Consider the following 21,865-nt stretch of genomic DNA (forward strand, 5'->3'; position numbering starts at 1 on the left):
ACTCTCCCGGTTACAGCATCAGGGACGGTGCGGCGCCTTTCGGCGCGTGAAAATTGAGTCATACTATTCCTCCTTGATGCAATGGGTATGCGAGCTGTTAGGCGGTCGAGCCCCAGCGGGCGGTGCAGGTGAGCGTGATGCTGTGCGGGCCTTCGATCTCGGCGTCATGGCGTTCGATCAGTTCGACGACGGCATCAATGAAGGCAACGTGGTCGAGGCTCAGCGTGGTCAGGTCGTTGCAATCCCAGGCGGCCATAGCGATGCCGTCCTGGCCGACGATGGCGATATCATCAGGCGTGTTCTTGCCAAGCACTCGGCGGGCTGCATCGCGTGCGCCGATCGCCATGACGTCGTTGCCGCAGATGATGGCGTCGACCTTGTCACGGTGCAGCAGGAGCACGGCTTCCTTGAAGCCGGAATCATAAGAATAATCGCCGAAGGCCTGCGCTTCGAAGGAAAGGCCGCGCTTGGCCAGCGCATCGGCGAACCATTTTCGCCTGAGTTTGTCGATCCAGCTTGAATTGGTGCCGGAGAGGTAGGCGAAACGCTTCTTGCCGTCGCGGACAATCTTGTCGATGATCTCGTCCGCGGCCTCAGCGCCGTCGATGCGGATGCTGGAGACGCTTTCGTTGTCGAGCGGCTCGAAGGAGACGATGATCGGCTTCGTCGTGTGGAAAATATCGACCGCATCCTGCATCGACACCATGTCGGAAAAGACGACGACGTGATCGACCTGATAGGTGGAGGCAAGGCGCATCAGCTGCAGCCGGTCGGAATGATCGGCGCAGCAGAGGATGATCGGCAGCAATTGTCTTGCCTGCAGACGGTGGACGAGAAGCTGCTGCTCCTCGGCCTCGCAAGGGTTGCCGATCGCATTGACGACCAGAGCGACAAGGCGCGACCGCTGGTTATTCAGTGAGCGGGCGATCGCGTTCGGTTGGTAGCCATGTTCACGCGCGACGGCGAGGATGCGGTCGCGCGTCGCGCTGCCGATGCGCGAATCCGGCGAGAAGGCGCGGGAAATGGTGGCGGAGGAGACGCCGGCGAGTTTCGCCAGTTCCTTCGAGGTGATCCGCCGTCTGCTCATACCGCTCATCTTCTGCGCCTATTGGGCGACGATCCTGACGGAAGCGCCGTCGGCCGCTGCCGATTCCTTGATTGCATCCCATAGCCTAGCGAATCTGAGGCCCATTTCAACGGAGCCGGAGTTTTCCATCTTTCCCTCGCGAATGGCGAGGAAATTCTTCATCGGGTTGCCGAGAATCTCGGCTTCCTCGCGCGGCTCGGCGGTACGCCCGATACTGATCTCGCGCCAGCCACCCCAGGCGTCGATGCGTACGATCGCCTTCGAATAGAAGAAGGTGATATAGGAAGCGCAGCCCGGAGGGCCTTCGCCGGCGGCCGTCAATGTCACCAGCGCGCCGTTCTTCAGCCGGGCGGAGACGGCGGTGGCGATATCGACCTGTCTGCCGTGGTTGTTCATATAGGCCGACACACTGTCGAAATCGGAATTGGCGAGCAGGCAGACGGTGTTCATCATATGGGCGCCGGTATCGAACATGAAGCCGCCGCCGGAGATATCAGGCTGCTGCTTCCAGTGGCCGTGGTAATTCGACGACCAGCTTTCCCAGATCATGCTGGATATGGCGATCAACTCGCCGAATTCGCCGGCGAGAGCCCGCCGGCGCGTGTCGAGCACCAGCGGCGACAGGCCGCCCTGGAAGGCTGTGACAATGGTGACGCCACTCTTTTTCTGTGCGGCGATCAGCCTCTCGGCCTCAGCAACCGTCGTCACCATCGGCTTTTCCAGGAAGAGGTCGAGGCCGGCCTCGGCGACGGCGGTTGCCTGCTCGGCGTGGAAGGCATGCGGGGTCGAGACGTAGACGATATCGAGTTCGCCCCGGCATTCGCCAAGCATCTGACGATAGTCCTCGAAGCTCTTAGGTTCGGGTGCGCCGGCGGCGAGGCAGACGTCGATCAGGCGCTGGCGCGACGCCGCCGTGGTGTCGGCGAGTGCAGCGAATTCGATCTCCGGCATCTTGACCCAGCTCTCGGCATATTCCGCCGCCTTCAGGCCGGCACCGATGACGCCGAGACGCAATTTCTCAGACATGAAATTCCTCCCTGGATAGATTGTGCACACGATTGCACAAACGGTATGGCGATGGCAATATCTAAATATACAAGGAATATCAGTATATTAAAGCTCACTATCGAATCTTTTCAAAAACCGTCTTGTCAGCATTTGGAATGCGTGTACATTTTCGCGACCGGTGCTGGAGGGTGCCGTGTCTCTACAAAAGGGAGGACTTCCGTTGAAGAAGATGGTTCTTGGCGGCTTATGCGCCGTTCTGCTGAGTGCGGTTTCGACGCTGGCGCAGGCAGAAACAATCCGCATTGCAAATCATGGTCAGGCCGGCATCGACGCGATGAAGTCGACGGTCGAGCGGATCGAAAAGAAATATGGCGTCACCGTCGAGGTCATCGAATACCCGGCACCCGACAAGGATTATCTTACCAAGCTCCTGACCGAGCTCGGCGCCGGCAACGCGCCCGACCTGTTCTCCATCCCGACGACGGCTGCCGTTTCCGACATGGTGGAAGCCGGTTACCTCGCGCCTGTTACCAAGGAGTTCAAGGCTTGGGACGGCTACGCCAACCTCTATGACGTCGCCAAGGAGCTTGCCGTCAGCCCGGATGGTGAAACCTATGTGATGCCGTTCATGCTCGGCATCCAGGAAATCTATTACCGCAAGGACGTTCTCGAAAAAGCCGGCATCTCGACCGAACAGCCGAAGACCTGGCAGGAGCTTCTCGACCGCGCGGCCGAAATCAAGCAGAAGACCGGCGCCTACGGCCTGCTCTTCCCGGCCGGCGTCTCCTGGGGAAGCGGCGCCTTCGACGAAGGCTTCCAGCACCTGCTCGTCGGTTCCAAGACGCCGCAGCTCGTCGATGCCGACGGCAAGCTCGATCTCAATGGCGAAGGCATCAAGGATGTCTTCGGCGTCTACAAGGAACTGATCGACAAGGATCTGATGCCGACCCAGCCACTGCTCGGACCCGAGCCCTGGGTCGTGCCGAAGTACCAGATGTTTCCGGAAGGCAAGCTCGCCGCCACCACCTGCGGCTCCTGGTGCTATATTTTCGACTGGGGTCGCGAAAGCAAGAATCCGATCCCTGACGTGACGAAGGTGGTCGGCACCTGGACTGTTCCCGGCCAGAGCAGCGGCCAGTACGTACTTGCCAACCTCGCTGCGCCATGGGCCGTCAATTCCAAGTCGGCCAATACGGAGCTGGCGATCAAGGCGCTGATGGAGATCGGCTCGATCGAGACGCAGGTTTCCTACGCCGCCCGTATCGGCAATATCCCGGCCAGCAAGGGTGCGGCTGACAATGCCGAGTTCCAGAAGCTGACGGAACTGGTTCCGATCCATGCGGCGGCCGGGAACGGCGTGTTCCTGAAACAGGCCTCTGGTTTCGGCACGGTTTCGGAAGGTGTGGCGCGGGCCACCGAAGCGCTGCTGCGCAAGGAAACCGATGCCGCCGGCGCCCAGAAGATCCTTGTCGACTACGTCAAGGAAACGCTCGGCGACGACATGGTCAAGTAAGCTCCGGCATCGTCTCTTCCGCCAGGACGGGGACGCGGCGCCAACGCCCGCGTCTTCCCGCTTTTATTCGACAAGCCGGTTCTATCGATAAGGTTGTGAGCTTCCATGGCCCGAAACTCTCATGAAAAGCGCGCCGAGCGGCAATGGCTGCTGATCCTGCTGCCCTCGCTGGTGCTGCTTCTGGCCTTCGTCATCTATCCGGCCCTCTATTCGATCTATCTGAGCTTCACCAATGAGGCGCTGACCGGAGCCGCGGCCCTTCGTCCCCGCTTCGTCGGTCTCAGGAATTACACGCGGCTCTTCAACGACGCGAAGTTCTGGAATTCGCTGTTCGTCACCTTCGTCTTCGTCATCGGTTCGGCGGTGATCGGCCAGTTCGTGCTTGGCCTGATCTCGGCAGTTGCGTTGCGCCGCCCGATCCGCTTTCGGCGAGTGTTTTCGTCGATCATTCTGTTGCCGAATGCAGCCCCTGAGGTCGTCGCCGGTTTCATGTGGATCTCGATGCTGGCAGGCGGCGACAATGCCACACTCAGCCGCATCGTAAGTTTTTTCGGCATCACGCCGGCCGACTGGCTGCAGGTCTTCCCGCTGTCGATGATCATCGTCGTCAATACCTGGCGCGGCATCGCCACGGCGATGATCCTGCTAACGGCCGGCCTCAGCACCATTCCGGCGGAGATCTACGAGGCGGCGCGCATGGATGGCGCAACCCCGTCGCAGATGTTCCGCCGCATCACCCTGCCGCTGATGATGCCGACGATCCTGCTCTATATGCTGATCTCGGCTGTCTCCACCATCGCCGTCTTCGGCCTGGTCTATGCGTTGACGCGCGGCGGGCCGGGCGGGGCGACCGAGGTGGTCAGCATCTATATCTACAACCAGTCCTTCACGGCGTTCCAGCTGGGCTATGGTGCTGCGGTCGCCGTCGTCGCGCTCGTCATCTCGCTGATATTAGGTATCGCCTATGTCCGGGCCATGAAGGTGGAGGTCTGACATGGCCGTCGTTTCCCCGAGCGAAACTGCAAACAAGGGTCGATCCGACCTCATCGCCTATGCGACGCTGTCGCTGATCTCGATCTTCTGCGCGGTGCCCTTCTTCTGGGTGCTGCTTGCCTCGCTCGACGGCAATGCGCAGCTCTTCCTGCATTGGCCGGAGCAGTGGACCTTCGCCAACTATGTCAGAGTCTTCACCAAGGAGGACGGGGCGAAGTGGCTGTTCAACTCGCTCTTCGTGGTCGCTAGCGCGACGCTGCTGGTCATGGTGCTTTCGGGGCTCGGCGGTTATGCACTGTCGCGCACCCGGGCCTGGTGGAAGCTGCCCTTCCTCTACGCCATCCTGCTCATCCGGGTGCTGCCGCCGACGGCGCTCGTCGTGCCGCTCTACAAATTCCTGCTGACGCTGAACAATGCGGAAGCGGCAGTGCTCAGGCCGATCTTCGGCAGCTATACGCGTGACATCATGCGCTGGACCGGCTTCATCGACGGTTATCTCGGGCTGATCCTGGTGCTTGCGACGATGCAATTGCCGCTGGCGCTCTGGATCATGAAGACTTTCTTCGACGGGCTGCCGAGGGACTATGAGGAGGCGGCGCTGATGGATGGGGCGACATTGATACAGCGCATCCGCCGGGTGCTGATCCCGCTGGCGCTGCCTGGGCTGGCCGCTGCCGGGCTGTTCGCCTTCATGTCGGCCTGGGGCGATTTCCTGTTGCCGCTGATCTTCCTGTCGTCGCCGGAGCTGCAGACGCTGCCGCTCGGTCTTTTCCGCGCCTTCCTGCGCATCAACGAGATCGATTACGGCCTGTTGACCGCGCTGGCATTCATCTACCTGCTGCCTGCCGTCGTCGCCTTCGGCTTTGCGCGGCGCTTCCTCGTCCAGACGTTTTCGGGCGGCGTGAAGGGCTGAGATCAAGAAAGAGAAACAGATGATCAATCTCAGAAACGTTCGCAAATTCTACGGCGCGCTCGAGGTCATCAAGGGCGTCGACATCACCGTGGAAGACGGCGAATTCGCGGTTTTCGTCGGTCCGTCCGGCTGCGGCAAGTCGACACTGCTGCGGATGATCGCCGGCCTCGAAGGCATCGATGAAGGCGATCTCATCCTTAACGGCAATCGCATCAACGACGTGCCGCCCGACAAGCGCGGCATCGCCATGGTGTTCCAGTCCTATGCGCTCTATCCGCACATGAGTGTTGCCGAAAATATCGGCTTCTCGCTCAGCCTGAAGAAAGTACCGGAGGCGGAGATCCGCCGGCAGGTGGAAGGTGTGGCCGAAATCCTGCAGCTCACCGATTACCTCGACCGCCGCCCGGCCGCCCTTTCCGGCGGCCAGCGCCAGCGCGTGGCGATCGGCCGCGCCATCATCAAGAAACCGGCGCTGATCCTGTTCGACGAGCCGCTGTCGAACCTCGATTCGGCGTTGCGCGTGCAGATGCGCGCCGAGCTGCAGCGCCTGCACCGCGAGCTGAAAGCGACCGTCGTCTACGTCACCCACGACCAGGTGGAGGCGATGACGATGGCGGACCGCATCGTCGTGCTCAACAAGGGCGTGGTAGCGCAGGAGGGTGCGCCGATGTCGCTCTATCATCAGCCGGACAATGAATTCGTCGCGACCTTCATCGGCTCGCCGAAGATGAACATCATTCCCGTCACCGCAACGCGGCCATCGGCGGGCAAGCTGCATCTCGATAGCCCGATCGGGCTTTCGCTCGATCTGGCCGATGCGAACGGCGCGGTGCCGCAGGGCGAGGCCAAGCTTGGCATCAGGCCGGAGCATCTGAAGATCGCAGCCGAGGGCCAGGGCCATTTCACTGCCGAGGTCGTCATCGTCGAGCGGCTCGGCGTCGAGACCTACATGACCGTCGGTTCGCAGCAGCAGCCGATCGTGGTGCGCGCCGAAGGCGATATCGCGGTGCGGCCGGGCGACCGCGTGCCGCTGACGGCCGATCCCGCCGCCTGCCATCTGTTCGATTCCGCCGGCCGGGTGATCCGTCCGGCAACCGCCTGACAATTTTGCCTGAAACATCACAGCCTGGACATCGAGGCCCAAAAATCGAGGAATGCCATGACAATCAAGGTCACCATCTGGAACGAGGGACGCCACGAGCAGCTTCACAAGGAGGTTCAGGAGATCTACCCCGATCGTATCGACGGAGCGATCGCGTCAGGCATTGCCCATCCGGATTTCGAAATCCGCCGCGGCACGCTCGATGATCCTGATGAAGGCCTGCCGGACAGCGTGCTCGATGATACCGACGTGCTGCTCTGGTGGGGGCATATGGCGCATGAGGAGGTCAGCGACGGGCTGATCGACCGCGTGCAGCAGCGCGTACTGAAGGGCATGGGCCTGCTGGTTCTGCATTCCGGCCATCATTCCAAGCTCTTCCGCCGGCTGATGGGCACCAATGCCAACCTTTCCTGGCGCGAGACGTCGGAAGGCGATCTGGAGCGCGTCTGGGTGGTCAATCCCTCGCATCCGATCGCCGAGGGGCTGCCGCCCTATTTCGAGGTCAATGCCTCGGAAATGTACGGCGAGCCCTTCGACATTCCGCAGCCGGACGAGCTTGTCTTCATCTCCTGGTATTCAGGCGGCGAGGTGTTCCGCAGCGGCTGCACCTTCCAGCGTGGGCGCGGGCGCATCTTCTTCTTCAGCCCGGGCCACGAGACCTATCCGATCTATCACGACAAGACCGTGCATAAGGTGATCTCGAACGGCGTCCGCTGGGCGCGGCAGAAACACACCGATGGCCGCATCCTGGAAAACTGGCATCGGGCCGAGCCGCTGCACGGCCGCCCCGACAAACCGAAGGCCTGATCTATGGATATTGTGCGCCGGTCGTCTTTATATAAATCGAATAGACCGAACGCGTCGCGGTGATGAAGAGCCGGTTTTTCTTGGGGCCGCCGAAGGTGAGGTTGGACACCGTCTGCGGCACCCTGATCTTGCCGAGCAGCGTTCCGTCGGGCGAAAAGCAGTGCACGCCGTCGGAGGCACTCGTCCAGAGATTGCCGGCGATATCGAAACGGAAACCGTCGGGATGACCGACATCGAGGCTGCAGAAATAGCGGCTGTTGGTAAGCGCCCCGCCGTCGATGACGTCGAAAACGCGGATATGGCGCGGCACGTCATGCTTTGCGGAGCCGGAATCGGCAATATAAAGCTTCGTCTCATCGGGCGAGAAGGCAAGGCCGTTCGGCTGGATGAAATCTTCGACGACGGCATCGATCGCTCCGCTTGCCGGATCGATCCGGTAGACGTTGCGCGTGGGCTGCTCGGGCTCGGCCTTGTGGCCCTCGTAGTCCGACAGGATGCCGTAGGTCGGATCGGTGAACCAGACCCCGCCGTCGGAGTGCACGACGACGTCGTTCGGCGAGTTCAGCCTCTTGCCCTGGTAGCTGTCGGCGAGAACGGTGATCGTGCCGTCTGTCTCGGTGCGGGTGACGCGGCGGCCGCCATGTTCGCAGGAGACAAGCCGGCCCTGCCGGTCGCGGGTGTTGCCGTTGACGTAGTTGGAGGGCGACCGGAAGACGGAGACCGTACCATCCGGTGTCCAGCGCATCATGCGTTCATTCGGGATATCGCTCCAGAGAAGGCAGTTCAGGTCGGAAAACCAGACCGGGCCTTCCGTCCAGCGGCAGCCGGAATAAAGCTCCTCGAGGCCGGCGCTGCCGATGACCATTGCACCAAAGCGTTCGTCGCGGATCTCATAAATCGGATTGTCGCCCATGCCAGTTTCCTCCCTGAATGCTGCCGTTCTTTTCCTAGCGGCAAAAAGCTGGAGGTGCCAGAGCCCGGCGATGGAAATGCCAGGCTGCGGCTTTCTCAGAGGGCGGCGTCCGGATGCGGCGAGCCGTCGTAAGCGCCCCAGATCGACTGGTCGAAGCAGATGACCGAGCCGGTCATCAGGCCGGATTCGGAAGACGACAGGTAAGCGCAGGCGCGCGCCACTTCGTGCGGATCGACGAGGCGGCCGAAGGGCTGGCTTGCCGCCGCCTTCTCCAGCCAGTCGGCGGGGGCATGGTGATATTCGCGCTGGATCCGGTCCTCGCCCTCGGAGGCCATCCAGCCGATGTTCAGACCATTGACGCGGATGCGGTTGCGCAGGAGCGCGTAGGCGGTGTTCTTCGTCAGTGTTTCCAGCGCGCCCTTGGAGGCGCAATAGGCGGCGATGAAGGGCTGGCCGGCTTTGGCCGACATCGAGCCGATATTGACGATCGTACCCTCGATCTTTTCCCGGCGCATGACCTTCACCGCCTCCTGCATCAGGAAAAACGGAGCACGCACATTGACGGCGAACATGGCGTCGAAGAGTTCCGGGCTGGTGTCGAGGATGGTGCCGCGATCGGTGATGGCGGCGGCATTGACCAGCGCATCGACGCGGCCGAAGGTCTCGTCACAGGCGCGCACGACATGCTGTGCATCCTCGACCTTGCCGAGGTCGGCCTTGACGTAGACGATCCTGCCCCCGGTCGCAGCCGAAATCTCCGCCGCCTTTGCCTTGCCCTTGGCTTCGTTGCGGCCGCAGATGACGATGCCTTCCGCGCCGCGTTCGGCGAAGAGGCGGGCGATGGTCGCGCCCAATCCTTGCGTGCCGCCGGTGACGATGGCGATCTTGCCGTCGAGGCGGCCGTGGTCTGTGCTCATGTGGTTCCTCCATTGTGATGATGTGCGAATAGCCTCCCGCGGGTGCGGGAGGCCTTTGTCGGTGTGGATAGGCAGCTTGTTCCCGTTGCCCGTCAGCTCAACTTCTTCTGCGCCTGCTCGGCAAGTGCTGCCGTAAAGGCGTCATCGCTCCAGCCTTCCTTCAGCGCCTCATGCATCAGCTGCGCCTGTGTCTTCGGCGCCAGTCCGCCGAGCGGCGGGTCGCGGTCGAGGTTGGTCGGGAAGGAGTAGCCCTCGGCGCAGGCGGCGACGGCGTTGGCGATTTCGTCAGGCGAGAGCCTGCCTTGAAAGGCCTTCAAGGCGGGAAACAGCCTGGCGCTCATCCTCTCGCGATTGACGGTTTCCATTGCCCGGCCGAAGGCGGAGGAGACCTGCAGGAGGTTGGCGACACGTTTGATGTCGGCCGAGCGGTTGGTGCCGGCGGCATGGAAGAGGGCGGGATTGAAGAAGACGAGGTCGCCTTTTTCGAGCGGCAGCTGGACATGGTTGGCCTCGAAATAATCCCGGAACTCCTGCCGCTTTAGCGCGAGGTAACCCGGCACATAGGTCTGGCTGTGCGGCAGGAAGAGTGTCGGGCCGCTTTCGAGCGGCATGTCGCAATGGGCGACCGCACCCTGCAGCGTCAGCACCGGCGAGAGCCGGTGCACATGCACCGGAAATTGTTCGATCACCTTCGACGACTGAAAGCCGAGATGGTAGTCGCGATGCGCCGACTGCGCCGAACCGCCCGGATTGACGCGGTTGACCTGCGCCGTCATCTGGTAGCTCGGGCCAAGCCAGGCTTCGCTGGCCAGAGCGATGATGGCATTGCCGTAATATTCGGCGAAATTTGCCGGATCGGCGAGGCAATGTTTTTCCAGCGAGTTCCAGATACGGTCGTTGGCGCCGGGTTTGGCAAAATGATCGCCACCGCCGGTCGAGGTGCGGTGCTGTTCCTCGATGATCGCATCGAAGATCACGCTGGCTCGATCGATGATGCCGGTGTCTTCGTAAGCGCGCTTGAACACGACGACACCAGGACCCTCGCCGAAGGCGTCGCAGACTTCCGCCAGCACGGCGCGTCGGCCTTCTGGCGTTGCGGCCGCCGCCATCACCTTGCGGCTGTCATAGATCAGGACGTTTTTTTCGACCGCAGACGCCGAGGGGTAATCGGCAAGCGCGGTGGTCTTTTCCGCAAGGGCGCGAAACTCATCGAGATCGCAGGCGTCTTCGCTCAGCCAGACGCGGTCGGCGCGCAGTTTCTGCTGGTTGTCGGTTTTCATGGCGGGCTCCTCCCTCTTTCCAATGGAGGCACTATACGCCGCGATGCCGGGTGATATAGATCAGAAATCCATCAAAAAACAATCAGGCCGGTCGCATGGCACACCTCTTTCTCGTCAAGGATATTGCCTTCCAGGCCGGGCTCAGCACCGCGACCGTCGACCGGGTGTTGAACGGCAGGCCGGGCGTGCGCCGGCAGACCGAGATGCGGGTGAAGGCGGCGATCGCGGAACTGGAGAAGCAGCAGGCCGGCGCGATGGGCAGCGGCCGCATGCTGGCGATCGATATCGTCATGGAGACGCCGCAGCGTTTCAGCGATGCGGTGCGCGCCGCCTTCGAGGCGGAGATGGCGACCTTTCTGCCCGGCGTCTTCCGCTGCCGGTTCCATTTCGCCGAGATGATGAAGCCGGCCGAACTGGTGCAGCTTCTCGATCGCATCCGGCTGCGCGGCACGCATGGCATCGTACTCAAGGCGCCTGACGTCGCCGAGGTGGCGGCCGCCGTTGCCCGGGCGGATGCGGCCGGCATTCCCGTCGTGACGCTGGTGACCGACCTGCCGAATTCGGCACGCATCGCCTATGCCGGCGCCGACAACCGGGCAGCGGGAGAGACCGCTGCCTATCTGATCGGCGAATTTCTCGGGAATGATGGTGGCAAGGTGCTGGTGACGCTGTCGAGCGGACGGTTCCGCGGCGAGGAGGAGCGCGAAATCGGCTTTCGCCGCATCATCCGCGCCCGCTATCCCGACATCGGCATTACCGAAATCAGCGAGGGGCACGGCACCGATGCCGCGACAGGAACGCTTGCCGCGGTAGCGCTTGCGGCCGATCCCGCCATCAACGCCGTCTATTCGATCGGCGGCGGCAACCGGGCGGTGCTGGCGGCCTTCGACGCGGCCAAACGTCCCGTCCGCGTTTTCGTCGCTCATGATCTCGATGCGGATAATCGCGCCCTGCTTGCGGCGCGTCGGATCGGCTTCGTGCTGCATCATGATCTCAGGACCGATGCACGTTCGGCCTTCCGGGCGATCATGAGTCGGGCGACTGCATTGCCGCGCGCAGTTACGCCCTCGCTTTCATCCGTCGAAATCGTCACGCCCTACAATATGCCCGCGGCCGGGTGAGCCAATTGGCTTTCCTTTAATGCCGAATTCGGGCTACGCTTTAGCACGAGTGAAGGTGAGAACATGGATTACAGCGACGTCAGCACGATTGCAGCCTGGATCACGGAGCAGGGACTGAAGGGCGTTTCGGAAGCCGAACTGATGACCGGTTTCTGCTCGGCTTGCCGGGATGCCGGCCTGCCGCTCGACCGTGGTCTGGCGCTGATGGATACGCTGCATCCGGTGCATGAGGGCCGTGCCTTCCGCTGGGACAGCATCGAGGAAATCCAGACCGAGTTCGAATATGGTCCGACGATCTCGGGGGAGGCGGCGTCGAACTGGCAGCGTTCGGCCTTCTATCATCTTTGGTCTCGCAACGAGCGGGAGATACGCCGGCGTCTCGGCTTCGGCGATCCGATCGATTTCTCCATGCTCGATACGATCGCTGAAGCCGGTCACACGGATTTCGTGGCGATGATGCATCGTTTTTCCGAGGCCGGAACGATCGGCGAGATGGATTGCTTCTTCTCGCATTTCGCGACGAAACATCCCGAGGGCTTTTCCGATCACGACCTCGCCATTCTGCGCAAGCTGGTGCCGGTGTTGGGGTTGGCGATCAAATGTATCGCGCTCGGGCGTATCGCCCGCACCATCGCCGAGGTCTATCTCGGCGAGGACGCGGCGCGCCAGGTGATGGAAGGCAAGATCAGCCGCGGCAAATCGGAGCGAATTTCCGCGGCACTCTGGTTCTCCGACCTGCTGAACTATACCAAGATCTCCGACAGCGTGCCGCCGGAGGAGATCATCCCGCTGCTCAACGACTATAGCGAGGCGGTGATCACGGCGATCCACGAGTCCGGCGGCAACGTGCTGAAGCTGATCGGCGACGGTGTGCTCGCCATCTTTAAGGGCGAGGTGCCAGCGGAGACGTGTCGCGCGGCGCTGAGCGCCGAATCGCTGCTGCGGGAAAAGCTCACCACACTGAATGCCGCGCGTGCGGCCGATGGCCGGGCGACGACCGACGTCTATATCGGCCTGCATATCGGCGATGTCTTCTACGGCAATATCGGGAGCCAGGACCGGTTGGATTTCACCGTTATCGGACCTGCCGTCAACGAGGTCAGCCGGATCGCCTCAATGTGTCGTTCCGTCGATCTCAACCTGTTGATCTCCTCCGATTTCGCCGCGGCGGTACCGGAGCAGCAGCGTACCGCACTCGCCTGCGTCGGACGTTATGCGTTGCGCGGCGTGCAGCGCGCGCAGGAACTCTATACCCTCGACAGCGCCCGGCTGAACAGCTGAGTTCCTGACTGCAAGGTCTATCGCAACAGGCCCTGACCGCCGTCGATCCAGATCGGCGTACCGGTGATGTGTCGGGCGCGGTCGGAGGCGAGGAAAAGGATTGTTTCGGCGACGTCCTCGCTCTTGCCTGCCTTGCCGCCGGCGATCGGGATATCCCCCTGCGGCCAGATGACGGGAACCTCCGTCTCCTCGCGGTGGCGGCTGTCGGTATTGGCGCTGATATTGGTCTCGATTTCGCCGGGGCAGACGGCATTGACGCGGATGCCGTGTCGGCCGAGTTCGAGGGCGAGCTGCAGGACCATGGCGACCTGGCCCGCCTTGGTTGCGGTGTAGGCGGTGGCGCCCGGCGTGGTGAAGGTACGGGTGCCATTGATCGAAGAGACGACGATGATTGAGCCGCCGTGGCGCTTCAGATGCGGAACCGTCAGATGCAGGGTCAGATAGGTGCCGCGCAGATTGACGGCGATGGTCTTGTCCCATTCTTCCGGTTTCAGATCGTCGATCGGCGCCCACACACCGTTGATCCCAGCATTGGCGACTACGATGTCGAGGCCGTCGAAGGTGTCGGTCAGTTGTTCCACGGCGCCTCGCATTTGAGCTTCGTCGCTGGTATCTGCCGTCAACGCGATCGACTGGCCGCCGGCGGCCTTGATCTCGGCGCAAGTTTTTTCGACTTCGTCGGCGGTGCGGCTCAATGCTGCGACCCTTGCACCCTCGGCAGCGAGCCGCAAAGCGGCGGCTTTGCCGATGCCGGAACCGGCGCCTGTTACCAACGCGATCTTTCCCTTCAGCTCCGTGGGCGGGCTCTCCTTGCCGTTTTGTCGGTAAGCCAATGCTTCGCATGGCTGTTGGTTCCTGAAGGAGAGCAGGTCGCTGGAGCGCGGTGCTAGAGCCTCCTGAGGAGGCTGTGGCTCAGCGCCCATCTCTCAGGTCCATGGACGGCGGCAAAGAGCAGACCGGCGAGGAAGGTAAAGTGATCGACGAAGAAGCCGAACTCGGCCTGATTCTGCTGCCAATGGGACGGACCGTGGAAGGCGAAAGCGAGGAAGATCACATAGATGGCTGCGAGCAGGCTGGCCTCGGAGAAGAAGGCCCCTGATATGAAAGCGAGCGCCAGCGCGATCTCAAAGAAGGCAGCGATCCAGGTAAGGAATGTCGCCATCGGAAAGCCGGCGGCAGTGATATAGCCCACTGTTGCGCCGATATCGGCAAACTTGAAGCCGGCGGCCATGAAGAAGACGAAGCTGAAGATGATGCGGGCGACGATGATCGCGATTGCTCTGGCCATCCTGAAATCTCCTCTTTGAGCTTCCATTATGACGGACGAGACCCCCGACATCCTACACGGTGAATGAAAAAGGGCCGCTTGCGCGACCCTATCACTTTGAGTTGCGCATAATCCTTTCCGAAAATCGGTTCCGATTTTCGGGGTTATGCGCTCTCACCACTCGGCGAAGCTGCCGTCGGCGTGCCGCCAGATCGGGTTGCGCCAGCGGTGACCTTCCTTCGCGCGCTCGATGACATAGGCTTCGTCGACCTCGATGCCGAGACCCGGACCCTGCGGGATCGAGACGAAACCATCGGCATAGTGGAACACCTCCTTGTTGGAGATATAGTCGAGGATGTCGTTGCCCTTGTTGTAGTGGATGCCGAGGCTCTGTTCCTGAATGAAGGCATTGTAGCTGACGGCATCGACCTGCAGGCAGGCGGCGAGCGCGATCGGGCCCAGCGGGCAATGCGGCGCCAGCGCCACGTCGTAGGCTTCGGCCATCGCCGCGATCTTGCGGCATTCGGTGATGCCGCCGGCATGGGAGAGATCCGGCTGGATGATGTCGACATAGCCGTCGGACAGAACCTGCTTGAAATCCCAGCGCGAAAAGAGCCGTTCACCGAGCGCGATCGGCGTCGACGTATGGTTGACGATATCGCGTAGCGCTTCCTTGTTTTCGGAAAGCACCGGCTCTTCGATGAACATCAGCTTGTAGGGGTCGAGCTCCTTGGCGAGAACCTTCGCCATCGGCTTGTGCACACGGCCGTGGAAATCGACGCCGATGCCGATATGCGGGCCGATCGCCTCGCGGATGGCGGCGATGGTCTCAACTGCTTTCTCCACCTTTTCGTTGGTGTCGACGATCTGCATTTCCTCGCAGCCATTGAGCTTGATCGCCTTGAAACCGCGGGCAACCACTTCCTTGGCATTGTTGGCGACATCCGAGGGGCGATCGCCGCCGATCCAGGAATAGACCTTGATGCGATCACGGAGCTGGCCGCCGAGCAGGGAATGGATCGGCTGGCCGAGCGCTTTACCCTTGATGTCCCACAGCGCCTGGTCGATGCCCGAGATCGCGCTCATGTGGACGGCGCCGCCGCGATAGAAGCCGCCGCGATACATCACGGTCCAGTGGTCCTCGATGAGGAAAGGATCCTTGCCGATCAAGTAGTCTTCCAGCTCATGGACGGCGGCCTGAACGGTCAGCGCACGGCCTTCGACGACCGGTTCGCCCCAGCCGACGATACCTTCATCGGTCTCGACCTTCAAAAACAGCCAGCGCGGGGGAACGATATAGGTGGTGAGTTTGGTGATCTTCATCGCTGTTCTTTCAGTCTCTTCCCGGGTTTGCGATCGGCGGCGCGTCCGCAGATTTGTCGTGATCGATCATTTCGTTCTGCCGATCGCTTTTTCGGCGGCGGCAAGATCGCGCACCGCAAGATCGAGCATGCGGTTGGCGCATTCGCGGGCGCCCGCCTTGTCGCGCATGCGCAGGGCCTCGACCAGCTGGCCGTGAACGAGCACCGCATCCTCGCGATTCTCGACGCCGATATTGGAGGCATGCAGCGCATATTTCAGCGCCGCGTGAATGGCGCTCGACAGGCGGCGGAAGACCTGATTGTGGCTGGCGGTGAGCAGCACCGTGTGGAACATGACATCGGCATCGGTGAAGCTTTCCGGGTCGCGGGCGCTGTCGCGCATCTGTCGCCAGGCATTGTCGAGATCGGCGATCTCCTGGGCGCTGGCGCGCTCGGCGGCATATTCGGCGGCTGCCGGCTCGATGGTGCGGCGGGCTTCGAGAATGCAGCCGAGCAGGTCGAAATCCTTGATATAGGGACCCATCCATTCAAGCACGTCGGCGTCCAGGATATTCCAGTCGTCCTTGTCGCAGACGGTGGTTCCGATGCGTGGTTTCCCGCGGACGAGGCCTTTGGATTCCAGCACTTTCAGCGATTCGCGAATGACGGTGCGGCTGACGCCGTAGAGTTCGCAGAGATCGTTCTCGCGCGGCAGCGGCGAGCCCGCGGGATAGCGGTCCGCACAGATATCCTGAGCGATCGCCGCCGTGACGTTGCGGCGTACGCGCGGGCGGCGCTCGATGCGGCGGCTTTCGGCCCCGCTCTGTCGCTCGATTGTTTCCAACTCACCTCTCCGCTCTGTCTCGCGTGCTAGGCAATCGAACCTGATTATCCGAATTCGATCCGCATTGCGACGCTTCCTCCCGGCATCTCGTCAATAATCCTATTATTACAATCATCATACATTGGCAATTGACTGGTATGATGATTTATCATAATTCATTGGACGTTGCCTGGGAGGCAGCTGCTCGGTTTTTGAGAGTTTAGGGAGAGAGACATGCGCTTGTTCAAAGCAGCCATTCTGGCTGGCACTTTCGCCATTCTGGCAGCCGGCTCGGCATTTTCCGCGGACGTCAAGATAGGGTTTATCGTCAAGCAGCCTGAGGAGCCGTGGTTCCAGGACGAATGGAAATTCGCCGACCAGGCCGCCAAGGAAAAAGGCTTCACCGTCGTCAAGATCGGCGCCGAAGACGGCGAGAAGGTCCAGTCGGCGATCGATAATCTCGGCGCCCAGGGTGCGCAGGGCTTCATCATCTGCACGCCCGACGTCAAGCTTGGCCCCGGCATCGTCGCCAAGGCCGAAGCCAACCAGCTGAAGCTGATGACGGTCGACGACCGCCTCGTCAGCGCCGACGGCAAGCCGTTGGAAGACGTGCCGCATATGGGCATTTCAGCCACCAAGATCGGCGAGACCGTCGGCCAGGCGATCGTCGACGAAATCAAGAAGCGCGGTTGGGACATGAAAAATGTCGGCGCCGTGCGGGTCTCTTATGACCAGCTGCCGACGGCCGTCGACCGTGTCGAAGGCGCGATGTCGGTGCTGAAGTCCGCCGGCTTCCCGGCGGAAAACATCTATGATGCGCCGCAGGCGAAGACGGATACGGAAGCGGCGCTCAACGCGGCAACCACCGTTCTCAACAAGCATGCCGACGTGAAATACTGGGTCGCCTTCGGCCTCAACGACGAAGCCGTCCTCGGCGCCGTCCGTGCCTCCGAATCGGTCGGCATTCCGGCGGCGAACGTCATCGGTGTCGGCATCGGCGGTGCGGAATCGGCCATCAACGAGTTCAAGAAGCCGGCGGCGACGGGCTTCTTCGGCACCGTCATCATCTCGCCGAAGCGTCACGGCTACGAGACGGCGCTCAACATGTACGACTGGATCGCCAACGACAAGGAGCCGGCAAAGCTGACGCTGACCTCCGGTTCGCTGGCGCTGCGCGACGACTACGAAAAGGTCCGCAAGGATCTTGGCATCGAGTGATCGTCCTTCCAAGATGATATCGTCCGGCGGCCGCTGAGCGTGCCGCCGGGTCCTTCTCGGCGGAGCGATGATGGCTTTCCTCGAATTCAGCAATATCTCCAAGGGTTATCCCGGCGTGCAGGCGCTGGCGGATGTTTCCTTCACTGTCGAGAAGGGCGCCGTCCACGGCCTGATGGGCGAAAACGGTGCCGGTAAATCGACGCTGATCCGCGTACTGTCCGGCGATCAGGCCGCCGATGGCGGCAACATCCTCATCGACGGCGAGGAGCAGAGATACGGGTCCGTCCGCGACGCCTTCCATGCCGGCGTCATCGTCATCCATCAGGAACTGCAACTCGTTCCGGAGTTGACCATCGCCGAAAATCTCTGGCTCGGACGCTTTCCGGCCAAGGGCGGCGTGATCCATTCGAAGACGCTGATCGAGACAGTGCGGTCGAAGCTCGAGGAGATCGGCATCGACGTCGATCCGTCGGCCAAGGTCGCCTCGCTTTCGATCGGTGCACGGCAGATGGTCGAGATCGCCAAGGCCGTCATGCTCGATGCACGGGTGATTGCGCTCGACGAGCCGACCTCCTCGCTTTCCTCACGTGAAAGCGAGATCCTGTTTTCACTCATCGACAGGCTGAAGGCGAAGGGAACGGTCATCCTCTACGTCTCGCATCGTCTCGACGAGATCTTCCGTCTTTGCGACAGCCTGACGGTGCTGCGCGACGGCAAACTTGCCGCCCACCATCCTCAGATCGCCGAAACCACGCGAGAGCAGATCATCTCGGAAATGGTCGGACGCGAGATCAGCAATGTCTGGGGATGGCGCGAACGTCCGCTCGGCGGCGTCCGGCTAGAGGTCAAGGGCCTCTCGGGACCGAGGCTGCGCCATCCGATCAGCCTTTCCGTCCGCCAGGGCGAGATTCTCGGTTTCTTCGGCCTGATCGGCGCCGGCCGCAGCGAGATGGCGCGGCTGCTTTACGGCGCCGACACCAGGCATCAGGGCCAGGTGACGATCGACGGCGTTGCCGTTTCGCCGAACAATCCGAAGGCGGCGATCAATGCCGGCATGGTGCTCTGCCCCGAGGACCGCAAGTTCGACGGCATCATCCAAGGGCGATCAATCGAAGAGAATATCGCGATCTCGTCGCGCCGGCATTTTTCGCCTTTCGGCATTTTGAGCCCGAGACAAGAGGCGGCGCTGGCGGACCAGTTCATCGCCAAGCTTCGGGTGCGAACGCCGTCGCGCAAGCAGGACATCATCAACCTCTCCGGCGGCAACCAGCAGAAGGTCATTCTCGGCCGCTGGCTGTCCGAGCAGGGGATCAAGGTGCTGGTCATCGACGAGCCGACGCGCGGTATCGATGTGGGGGCGAAATCGGAAATCTACGAAATCCTCTACGAGCTTGCGGCCGGTGGCATGGCGATCGTGGTGATCTCCAGCGAGCTGCCCGAAGTCATGGGCATTTCCGATCGCATCATGGTGATGTGCCAGGGCAGGGTGGCGGCCACTGTCGCTCGCCAGGATTTCGACGAGCGCAACATCCTGACGGCAGCACTTCCCGACAAGAACGCCGCAGGCACCATTTAGAGCGGTTCAGCTTTTCATGGAAACGCAGAACCGCTCTAACTTTTGTTTTTACGCAATTCCGGACGGAAAACCGCTTCGCACTTTTCCTGGAATTGCTCTAGGACCAGGAATATACGGACGATGAATTCGTTAAAAAAAATCCTTCTCGGCGAGCAGGGGCTGGTGGTGATCTTTGCTGCCGCCTTCGTGATCGTCTCGCTCTTCGTTCCGAACTTCCTGACCGAGCGAAACATGCTGGGGCTGCTGCAGTCGGTCGTCACGATCGGAATCGTCGCGTGCACGATGATGTTCTGCCTGGCATCGCGCGATTTCGACCTTTCGGTCGGATCGATCGTCGCTTTCTCCGGCATGATCGCGGTGATGGTCTCGAATGCGACAGGCTCCATTCCCGTCGGGCTGGTCGCCGCCCTGCTTTGCGGCGCCGTCGTTGGTTTTGTCAATGGTATCGTCATTGCGCGCTTTCGCATCAATGCGCTGATCACCACGCTTGCGACCATGCAGATCGTGCGCGGGCTGGCGCTGATCGCCTCCGATGGCCGCGCCGTCGGCATCAACGATCCCGATTTCTACCAGCTTGCCCTGTCGCGCTTCCTGACCGTGCCGACGCCGATCTGGATCATGCTGATCCTTTTCATCCTCTTCGGTTTCGTGCTCAACCGCACCGTCTTCGGCAAGAACACCCTGGCGATCGGCGGCAATCCCGAGGCCTCGCGGCTTGCCGGCGTCAACGTCGTCAACATGCGCATCTGGATCTTTGCGCTGCAGGGTCTCGTCTGCGGCATTGCCGGCATCCTGCTTGCCTCGCGCATCACCTCCGGCCAGCCGAATGCGGCGACAGGGCTTGAGCTTTCGGTGATTTCGGCCTGCGTTCTCGGCGGCGTTTCGCTGGCTGGCGGCCGGGCGGCGATGAGCGGCGTCATCGTCGGCGTGCTGATCATGGGCATTGCCGAAAACGTCATGAACCTCTTGAATATCCAGGCGTTCTATCAGTATGTGGTCCGCGGGCTTATCCTGCTGATCGCAGTGCTGCTCGACAATTTGAGGTCTTCGGCTGCGGGGCGACGCGGATGAACCAAGGACAAGACGGGGACGACATCGAACTGAGGCATGGCGATCTCGCTGTCCGGGTCAGCCGTCGGGGCGCCGCCGTCACTGCCGCGACCTATCGAGGCATCCCCTTTCTCGTGGCGGCCGGCGGGCCGGATGGAGCGATGGCGAATTTCGCGATGGTGCCGTTCGGCAACCGCGTTGAAGGCAACGCCATGTCCTTTGCCGGATACGACTATGCCTTCCAGCCGAATACTTCCGATCCGCTCTATCGGCACGGCGACGGCTGGCTCAGCCTCTGGCAGCTTGAAGACTCCAGCCTGGAGCATGCGCAATTCTGCTTTTCCCGCAGCGCCGACGGGGTTTCACCTTATGCCTATCTGACCCGACAGGAGATCCGTCTCGCCGGCGATGCTTTGGTGCTGAGGCTTTCCGTGGAAAACCGCGGCCAAGCCGCCCTTCCTTTCGGGCTCGGTCAACATCCCTTCTTCGCGCGGACGCCAAAGACGCGACTGACGATTGCTGCCGATCGTTACTGGAACGAGCGGCCCGACCATCTTCCCGATGTGCCCGGCCCTGTGCCCGATGATTTCGATTTCAGGTCCGAAAAGCTTTTGCCGCAGAAATGGATGAACAATGCCTTCGAGGGGTGGAATGGGCGGGCGGCAATCGCCTGGCCGGAACTTGGAATCCAGGCGGCGCTGGAAGCCGACGGTGCGCTCGATCGCTTCATGCTGTATATGCCGGTCAACCGGAGCGACTTCTTCTGCCTCGAGCCGATGAGCCATCTGCCGAACGGCCACCACCTTCCCGATTTCGGTGGGCTCACGCCGCTTGCGCCTGGTGAGGCGCTTGCCGGCACGGTGACGATCCTGATGTCGGCGCTGCCGGTTCAACCGAAGGGGTGATAGGATGGCCAGCCGTCTGCAGGGCAAGAACATCCTGATAACAGGTGCTGCGCAGGGTATCGGCCTCGCGATCGCAAAGGCTTTCATGCGGGAGGATGCCGCCGTCTTTCTCGTCGATCGCGATGCGGCGCTGCTGGCTCAGGCGGCGAAAGAGCTCCAGAGCAGCGGCGGCCGGCTTGGTTATCTGCCGGCCGATATTACCGATGCCGGCACGATCACGACATTGGTCGCTCAGGCGAGTGAAGAGATCGGACAGCTGAACGCGCTCGTCAACAATGCCGGGGTGAATGTCTTCGCCGAACCGCTCGAGACGACGGACGAGGAGTGGAACCGCTGCTTCGACATCAATCTCAAGGGCGCATGGAACTGCTGCAAGGCGGTGCTGCCGGGGCTGATCGAACAGGGCGGTGGCGTCATCCTCAACATCGCCTCGACGCACGCCTTCACCATCATCCCGCACACATTTCCCTATCCGCTGGCAAAACACGCCCTGCTCGGGATGACGAAATCCTTAGGGCTCGAATATGCCGCCCGAAATATCCGTGTGAACGCGCTGGCGCCGGGCTATGTCTCGACGCAGAAGGTGATCGATTACTGGAACAGCTTTCCCGATCCGGAGGCGGCAAAGGCCGAGACGATGAAACTGCATCCCGGCGGGCGCATCGCGACGCCGGAGGAGATCGCCATGGCGGCCGTGTTCATGATCTCAGACGAGTGCCCGTTCATCAATGCCACCTGCCTGACGATCGACGGCGGCCTCAGCGTGCTGCAGCATCCCGCCTGAAAGGGC

21 protein-coding genes are annotated in these 21,865 nt (G+C 61.7%); 12 read left to right on the forward strand and 9 right to left on the reverse strand.

Going from position 1 to position 21,865, the window contains the following annotated elements:
- Window positions 1-97: 97 nt before the first annotated feature.
- Together FFM53_RS15935 and FFM53_RS15940 are read right to left on the reverse strand one after the other, a co-directional pair.
- Window positions 98-1,096, reverse strand: a complete 999-nt coding sequence (locus FFM53_RS15935) for a LacI family DNA-binding transcriptional regulator (RefSeq protein ID WP_064650841.1) — start codon at window positions 1,094-1,096, stop codon at window positions 98-100.
- A 9-nt stretch (window positions 1,097-1,105) separates the two neighbouring features.
- A complete protein-coding gene (locus FFM53_RS15940) occupies window positions 1,106-2,113 on the reverse strand; it encodes a Gfo/Idh/MocA family protein (RefSeq protein WP_138390639.1) in 1,008 nt (335 codons plus the stop codon).
- Between the two features lie 202 nt (window positions 2,114-2,315).
- Between FFM53_RS15940 and FFM53_RS15945 the strand changes: the two genes are divergently transcribed.
- From FFM53_RS15945 to FFM53_RS15965, 5 genes are all read left to right on the forward strand, one after another.
- Entirely contained in the window at window positions 2,316-3,608 is a 1,293-nt protein-coding gene (locus FFM53_RS15945) for an ABC transporter substrate-binding protein (RefSeq protein ID WP_138390638.1), read from the forward strand.
- A 105-nt stretch (window positions 3,609-3,713) separates the two neighbouring features.
- Complete coding sequence (locus tag FFM53_RS15950) at window positions 3,714-4,601, forward strand: carbohydrate ABC transporter permease (protein WP_138390637.1); 888 nt, start codon at window positions 3,714-3,716, stop codon at window positions 4,599-4,601.
- Between the two features lies 1 nt (window position 4,602).
- Entirely contained in the window at window positions 4,603-5,514 is a 912-nt protein-coding gene (locus tag FFM53_RS15955; protein ID WP_138390636.1) for a carbohydrate ABC transporter permease, read from the forward strand.
- A gap of 19 nt (window positions 5,515-5,533) precedes the next feature.
- Window positions 5,534-6,616 carry an ABC transporter ATP-binding protein gene (locus tag FFM53_RS15960; RefSeq protein WP_138333152.1) on the forward strand — a complete coding sequence of 361 codons (1,083 nt, stop codon included), beginning with the start codon at window positions 5,534-5,536 and terminating at the stop codon, window positions 6,614-6,616.
- A gap of 57 nt (window positions 6,617-6,673) precedes the next feature.
- Window positions 6,674-7,423 carry a ThuA domain-containing protein gene (locus FFM53_RS15965; RefSeq protein ID WP_138390635.1) on the forward strand — a complete coding sequence of 250 codons (750 nt, stop codon included), beginning with the start codon at window positions 6,674-6,676 and terminating at the stop codon, window positions 7,421-7,423.
- A gap of 1 nt (window position 7,424) precedes the next feature.
- Here FFM53_RS15965 and FFM53_RS15970 read toward each other — a convergent pair whose 3' ends face one another.
- The 3 genes from FFM53_RS15970 to FFM53_RS15980 all read right to left on the reverse strand — a co-directional run bounded on the left by FFM53_RS15970 (window position 7,425) and on the right by FFM53_RS15980 (window position 10,533).
- Window positions 7,425-8,336 (reverse strand): SMP-30/gluconolactonase/LRE family protein, encoded by a 912-nt coding sequence (locus tag FFM53_RS15970; RefSeq protein ID WP_138333156.1) that lies wholly within the window; start codon window positions 8,334-8,336, stop codon window positions 7,425-7,427.
- Between the two features lie 95 nt (window positions 8,337-8,431).
- Window positions 8,432-9,253 (reverse strand): SDR family oxidoreductase, encoded by an 822-nt coding sequence (locus tag FFM53_RS15975; RefSeq protein WP_138333158.1) that lies wholly within the window; start codon window positions 9,251-9,253, stop codon window positions 8,432-8,434.
- Between the two features lie 92 nt (window positions 9,254-9,345).
- Entirely contained in the window at window positions 9,346-10,533 is a 1,188-nt protein-coding gene (locus FFM53_RS15980) for a phytanoyl-CoA dioxygenase family protein (RefSeq protein ID WP_138333160.1), read from the reverse strand.
- A 95-nt stretch (window positions 10,534-10,628) separates the two neighbouring features.
- Between FFM53_RS15980 and FFM53_RS15985 the strand changes: the two genes are divergently transcribed.
- Together FFM53_RS15985 and FFM53_RS15990 are read left to right on the forward strand one after the other, a co-directional pair.
- The gene (locus FFM53_RS15985; protein WP_138333162.1) at window positions 10,629-11,654 is read left to right on the forward strand and encodes a LacI family DNA-binding transcriptional regulator; all 1,026 of its coding nucleotides are present in this window, start codon (window positions 10,629-10,631) and stop codon (window positions 11,652-11,654) included.
- 63 nt (window positions 11,655-11,717) lie between these two features.
- The gene (locus tag FFM53_RS15990) at window positions 11,718-12,935 is read left to right on the forward strand and encodes an adenylate/guanylate cyclase domain-containing protein (RefSeq protein ID WP_138333164.1); all 1,218 of its coding nucleotides are present in this window, start codon (window positions 11,718-11,720) and stop codon (window positions 12,933-12,935) included.
- Between the two features lie 17 nt (window positions 12,936-12,952).
- Here FFM53_RS15990 and FFM53_RS15995 read toward each other — a convergent pair whose 3' ends face one another.
- From FFM53_RS15995 to FFM53_RS16010, 4 genes are all read right to left on the reverse strand, one after another.
- Window positions 12,953-13,768 carry an SDR family oxidoreductase gene (locus FFM53_RS15995; RefSeq protein ID WP_138390634.1) on the reverse strand — a complete coding sequence of 272 codons (816 nt, stop codon included), beginning with the start codon at window positions 13,766-13,768 and terminating at the stop codon, window positions 12,953-12,955.
- Window positions 13,769-13,821: 53 nt separating this feature from the next.
- Complete coding sequence (locus tag FFM53_RS16000; protein ID WP_138333168.1) at window positions 13,822-14,223, reverse strand: DoxX family protein; 402 nt, start codon at window positions 14,221-14,223, stop codon at window positions 13,822-13,824.
- Between the two features lie 153 nt (window positions 14,224-14,376).
- Window positions 14,377-15,525 carry a galactonate dehydratase gene (dgoD, locus tag FFM53_RS16005; protein ID WP_064249342.1) on the reverse strand — a complete coding sequence of 383 codons (1,149 nt, stop codon included), beginning with the start codon at window positions 15,523-15,525 and terminating at the stop codon, window positions 14,377-14,379.
- A gap of 66 nt (window positions 15,526-15,591) precedes the next feature.
- A complete protein-coding gene (locus FFM53_RS16010) occupies window positions 15,592-16,347 on the reverse strand; it encodes a FadR/GntR family transcriptional regulator (RefSeq protein ID WP_003543153.1) in 756 nt (251 codons plus the stop codon).
- Between the two features lie 213 nt (window positions 16,348-16,560).
- Between FFM53_RS16010 and FFM53_RS16015 the strand changes: the two genes are divergently transcribed.
- The 5 genes from FFM53_RS16015 to FFM53_RS16035 all read left to right on the forward strand — a co-directional run bounded on the left by FFM53_RS16015 (window position 16,561) and on the right by FFM53_RS16035 (window position 21,859).
- Window positions 16,561-17,544, forward strand: coding sequence for an arabinose ABC transporter substrate-binding protein (locus FFM53_RS16015; RefSeq protein WP_105007449.1), 984 nt, complete (start codon window positions 16,561-16,563; stop codon window positions 17,542-17,544).
- A 70-nt stretch (window positions 17,545-17,614) separates the two neighbouring features.
- Entirely contained in the window at window positions 17,615-19,120 is a 1,506-nt protein-coding gene (gene araG, locus FFM53_RS16020; RefSeq protein ID WP_138390633.1) for an L-arabinose ABC transporter ATP-binding protein AraG, read from the forward strand.
- Window positions 19,121-19,240: 120 nt separating this feature from the next.
- A complete protein-coding gene (gene araH, locus FFM53_RS16025) occupies window positions 19,241-20,191 on the forward strand; it encodes an L-arabinose ABC transporter permease AraH (RefSeq protein ID WP_138390632.1) in 951 nt (316 codons plus the stop codon).
- The gene (locus FFM53_RS16030; RefSeq protein ID WP_138390631.1) at window positions 20,188-21,075 is read left to right on the forward strand and encodes an aldose 1-epimerase; all 888 of its coding nucleotides are present in this window, start codon (window positions 20,188-20,190) and stop codon (window positions 21,073-21,075) included. The genes araH and FFM53_RS16030 overlap by 4 nt, the downstream gene beginning before the upstream one ends.
- A 4-nt stretch (window positions 21,076-21,079) precedes the next feature.
- Complete coding sequence (locus FFM53_RS16035; RefSeq protein ID WP_138390630.1) at window positions 21,080-21,859, forward strand: SDR family oxidoreductase; 780 nt, start codon at window positions 21,080-21,082, stop codon at window positions 21,857-21,859.
- Window positions 21,860-21,865 lie beyond the last annotated feature (6 nt).

Source organism: Rhizobium indicum (genome assembly GCF_005862305.2).
GTDB lineage: Bacteria > Pseudomonadota > Alphaproteobacteria > Rhizobiales > Rhizobiaceae > Rhizobium > Rhizobium indicum.

What these genes read in the sequence shown, in the direction of transcription:
- FFM53_RS15960 (WP_138333152.1), top strand. Translation starts at nt 5,534, where the DNA reads ATGATCAATCTCAGAAACGTTCGCAAATTCTACGGCGCGCTCGAGGTC.
- FFM53_RS16035 (WP_138390630.1), top strand. Translation starts at nt 21,080, where the DNA reads ATGGCCAGCCGTCTGCAGGGCAAGAACATCCTGATAACAGGTGCTGCG.
- FFM53_RS15965 (WP_138390635.1), top strand. Translation starts at nt 6,674, where the DNA reads ATGACAATCAAGGTCACCATCTGGAACGAGGGACGCCACGAGCAGCTT.
- FFM53_RS15955 (WP_138390636.1), top strand. Translation starts at nt 4,603, where the DNA reads ATGGCCGTCGTTTCCCCGAGCGAAACTGCAAACAAGGGTCGATCCGAC.
- araG (WP_138390633.1), top strand. Translation starts at nt 17,615, where the DNA reads ATGGCTTTCCTCGAATTCAGCAATATCTCCAAGGGTTATCCCGGCGTG.
- FFM53_RS16015 (WP_105007449.1), top strand. Translation starts at nt 16,561, where the DNA reads ATGCGCTTGTTCAAAGCAGCCATTCTGGCTGGCACTTTCGCCATTCTG.
- FFM53_RS16000 (WP_138333168.1), bottom strand. Translation starts at nt 14,223, where the DNA reads ATGGCCAGAGCAATCGCGATCATCGTCGCCCGCATCATCTTCAGCTTC.
- FFM53_RS16030 (WP_138390631.1), top strand. Translation starts at nt 20,188, where the DNA reads ATGAACCAAGGACAAGACGGGGACGACATCGAACTGAGGCATGGCGAT.
- FFM53_RS15990 (WP_138333164.1), top strand. Translation starts at nt 11,718, where the DNA reads ATGGATTACAGCGACGTCAGCACGATTGCAGCCTGGATCACGGAGCAG.
- araH (WP_138390632.1), top strand. Translation starts at nt 19,241, where the DNA reads ATGAATTCGTTAAAAAAAATCCTTCTCGGCGAGCAGGGGCTGGTGGTG.
- FFM53_RS15935 (WP_064650841.1), bottom strand. Translation starts at nt 1,096, where the DNA reads ATGAGCGGTATGAGCAGACGGCGGATCACCTCGAAGGAACTGGCGAAA.
- FFM53_RS15950 (WP_138390637.1), top strand. Translation starts at nt 3,714, where the DNA reads ATGGCCCGAAACTCTCATGAAAAGCGCGCCGAGCGGCAATGGCTGCTG.
- FFM53_RS15980 (WP_138333160.1), bottom strand. Translation starts at nt 10,533, where the DNA reads ATGAAAACCGACAACCAGCAGAAACTGCGCGCCGACCGCGTCTGGCTG.
- FFM53_RS15970 (WP_138333156.1), bottom strand. Translation starts at nt 8,336, where the DNA reads ATGGGCGACAATCCGATTTATGAGATCCGCGACGAACGCTTTGGTGCA.
- dgoD (WP_064249342.1), bottom strand. Translation starts at nt 15,525, where the DNA reads ATGAAGATCACCAAACTCACCACCTATATCGTTCCCCCGCGCTGGCTG.
- FFM53_RS15985 (WP_138333162.1), top strand. Translation starts at nt 10,629, where the DNA reads ATGGCACACCTCTTTCTCGTCAAGGATATTGCCTTCCAGGCCGGGCTC.
- FFM53_RS15975 (WP_138333158.1), bottom strand. Translation starts at nt 9,253, where the DNA reads ATGAGCACAGACCACGGCCGCCTCGACGGCAAGATCGCCATCGTCACC.
- FFM53_RS15940 (WP_138390639.1), bottom strand. Translation starts at nt 2,113, where the DNA reads ATGTCTGAGAAATTGCGTCTCGGCGTCATCGGTGCCGGCCTGAAGGCG.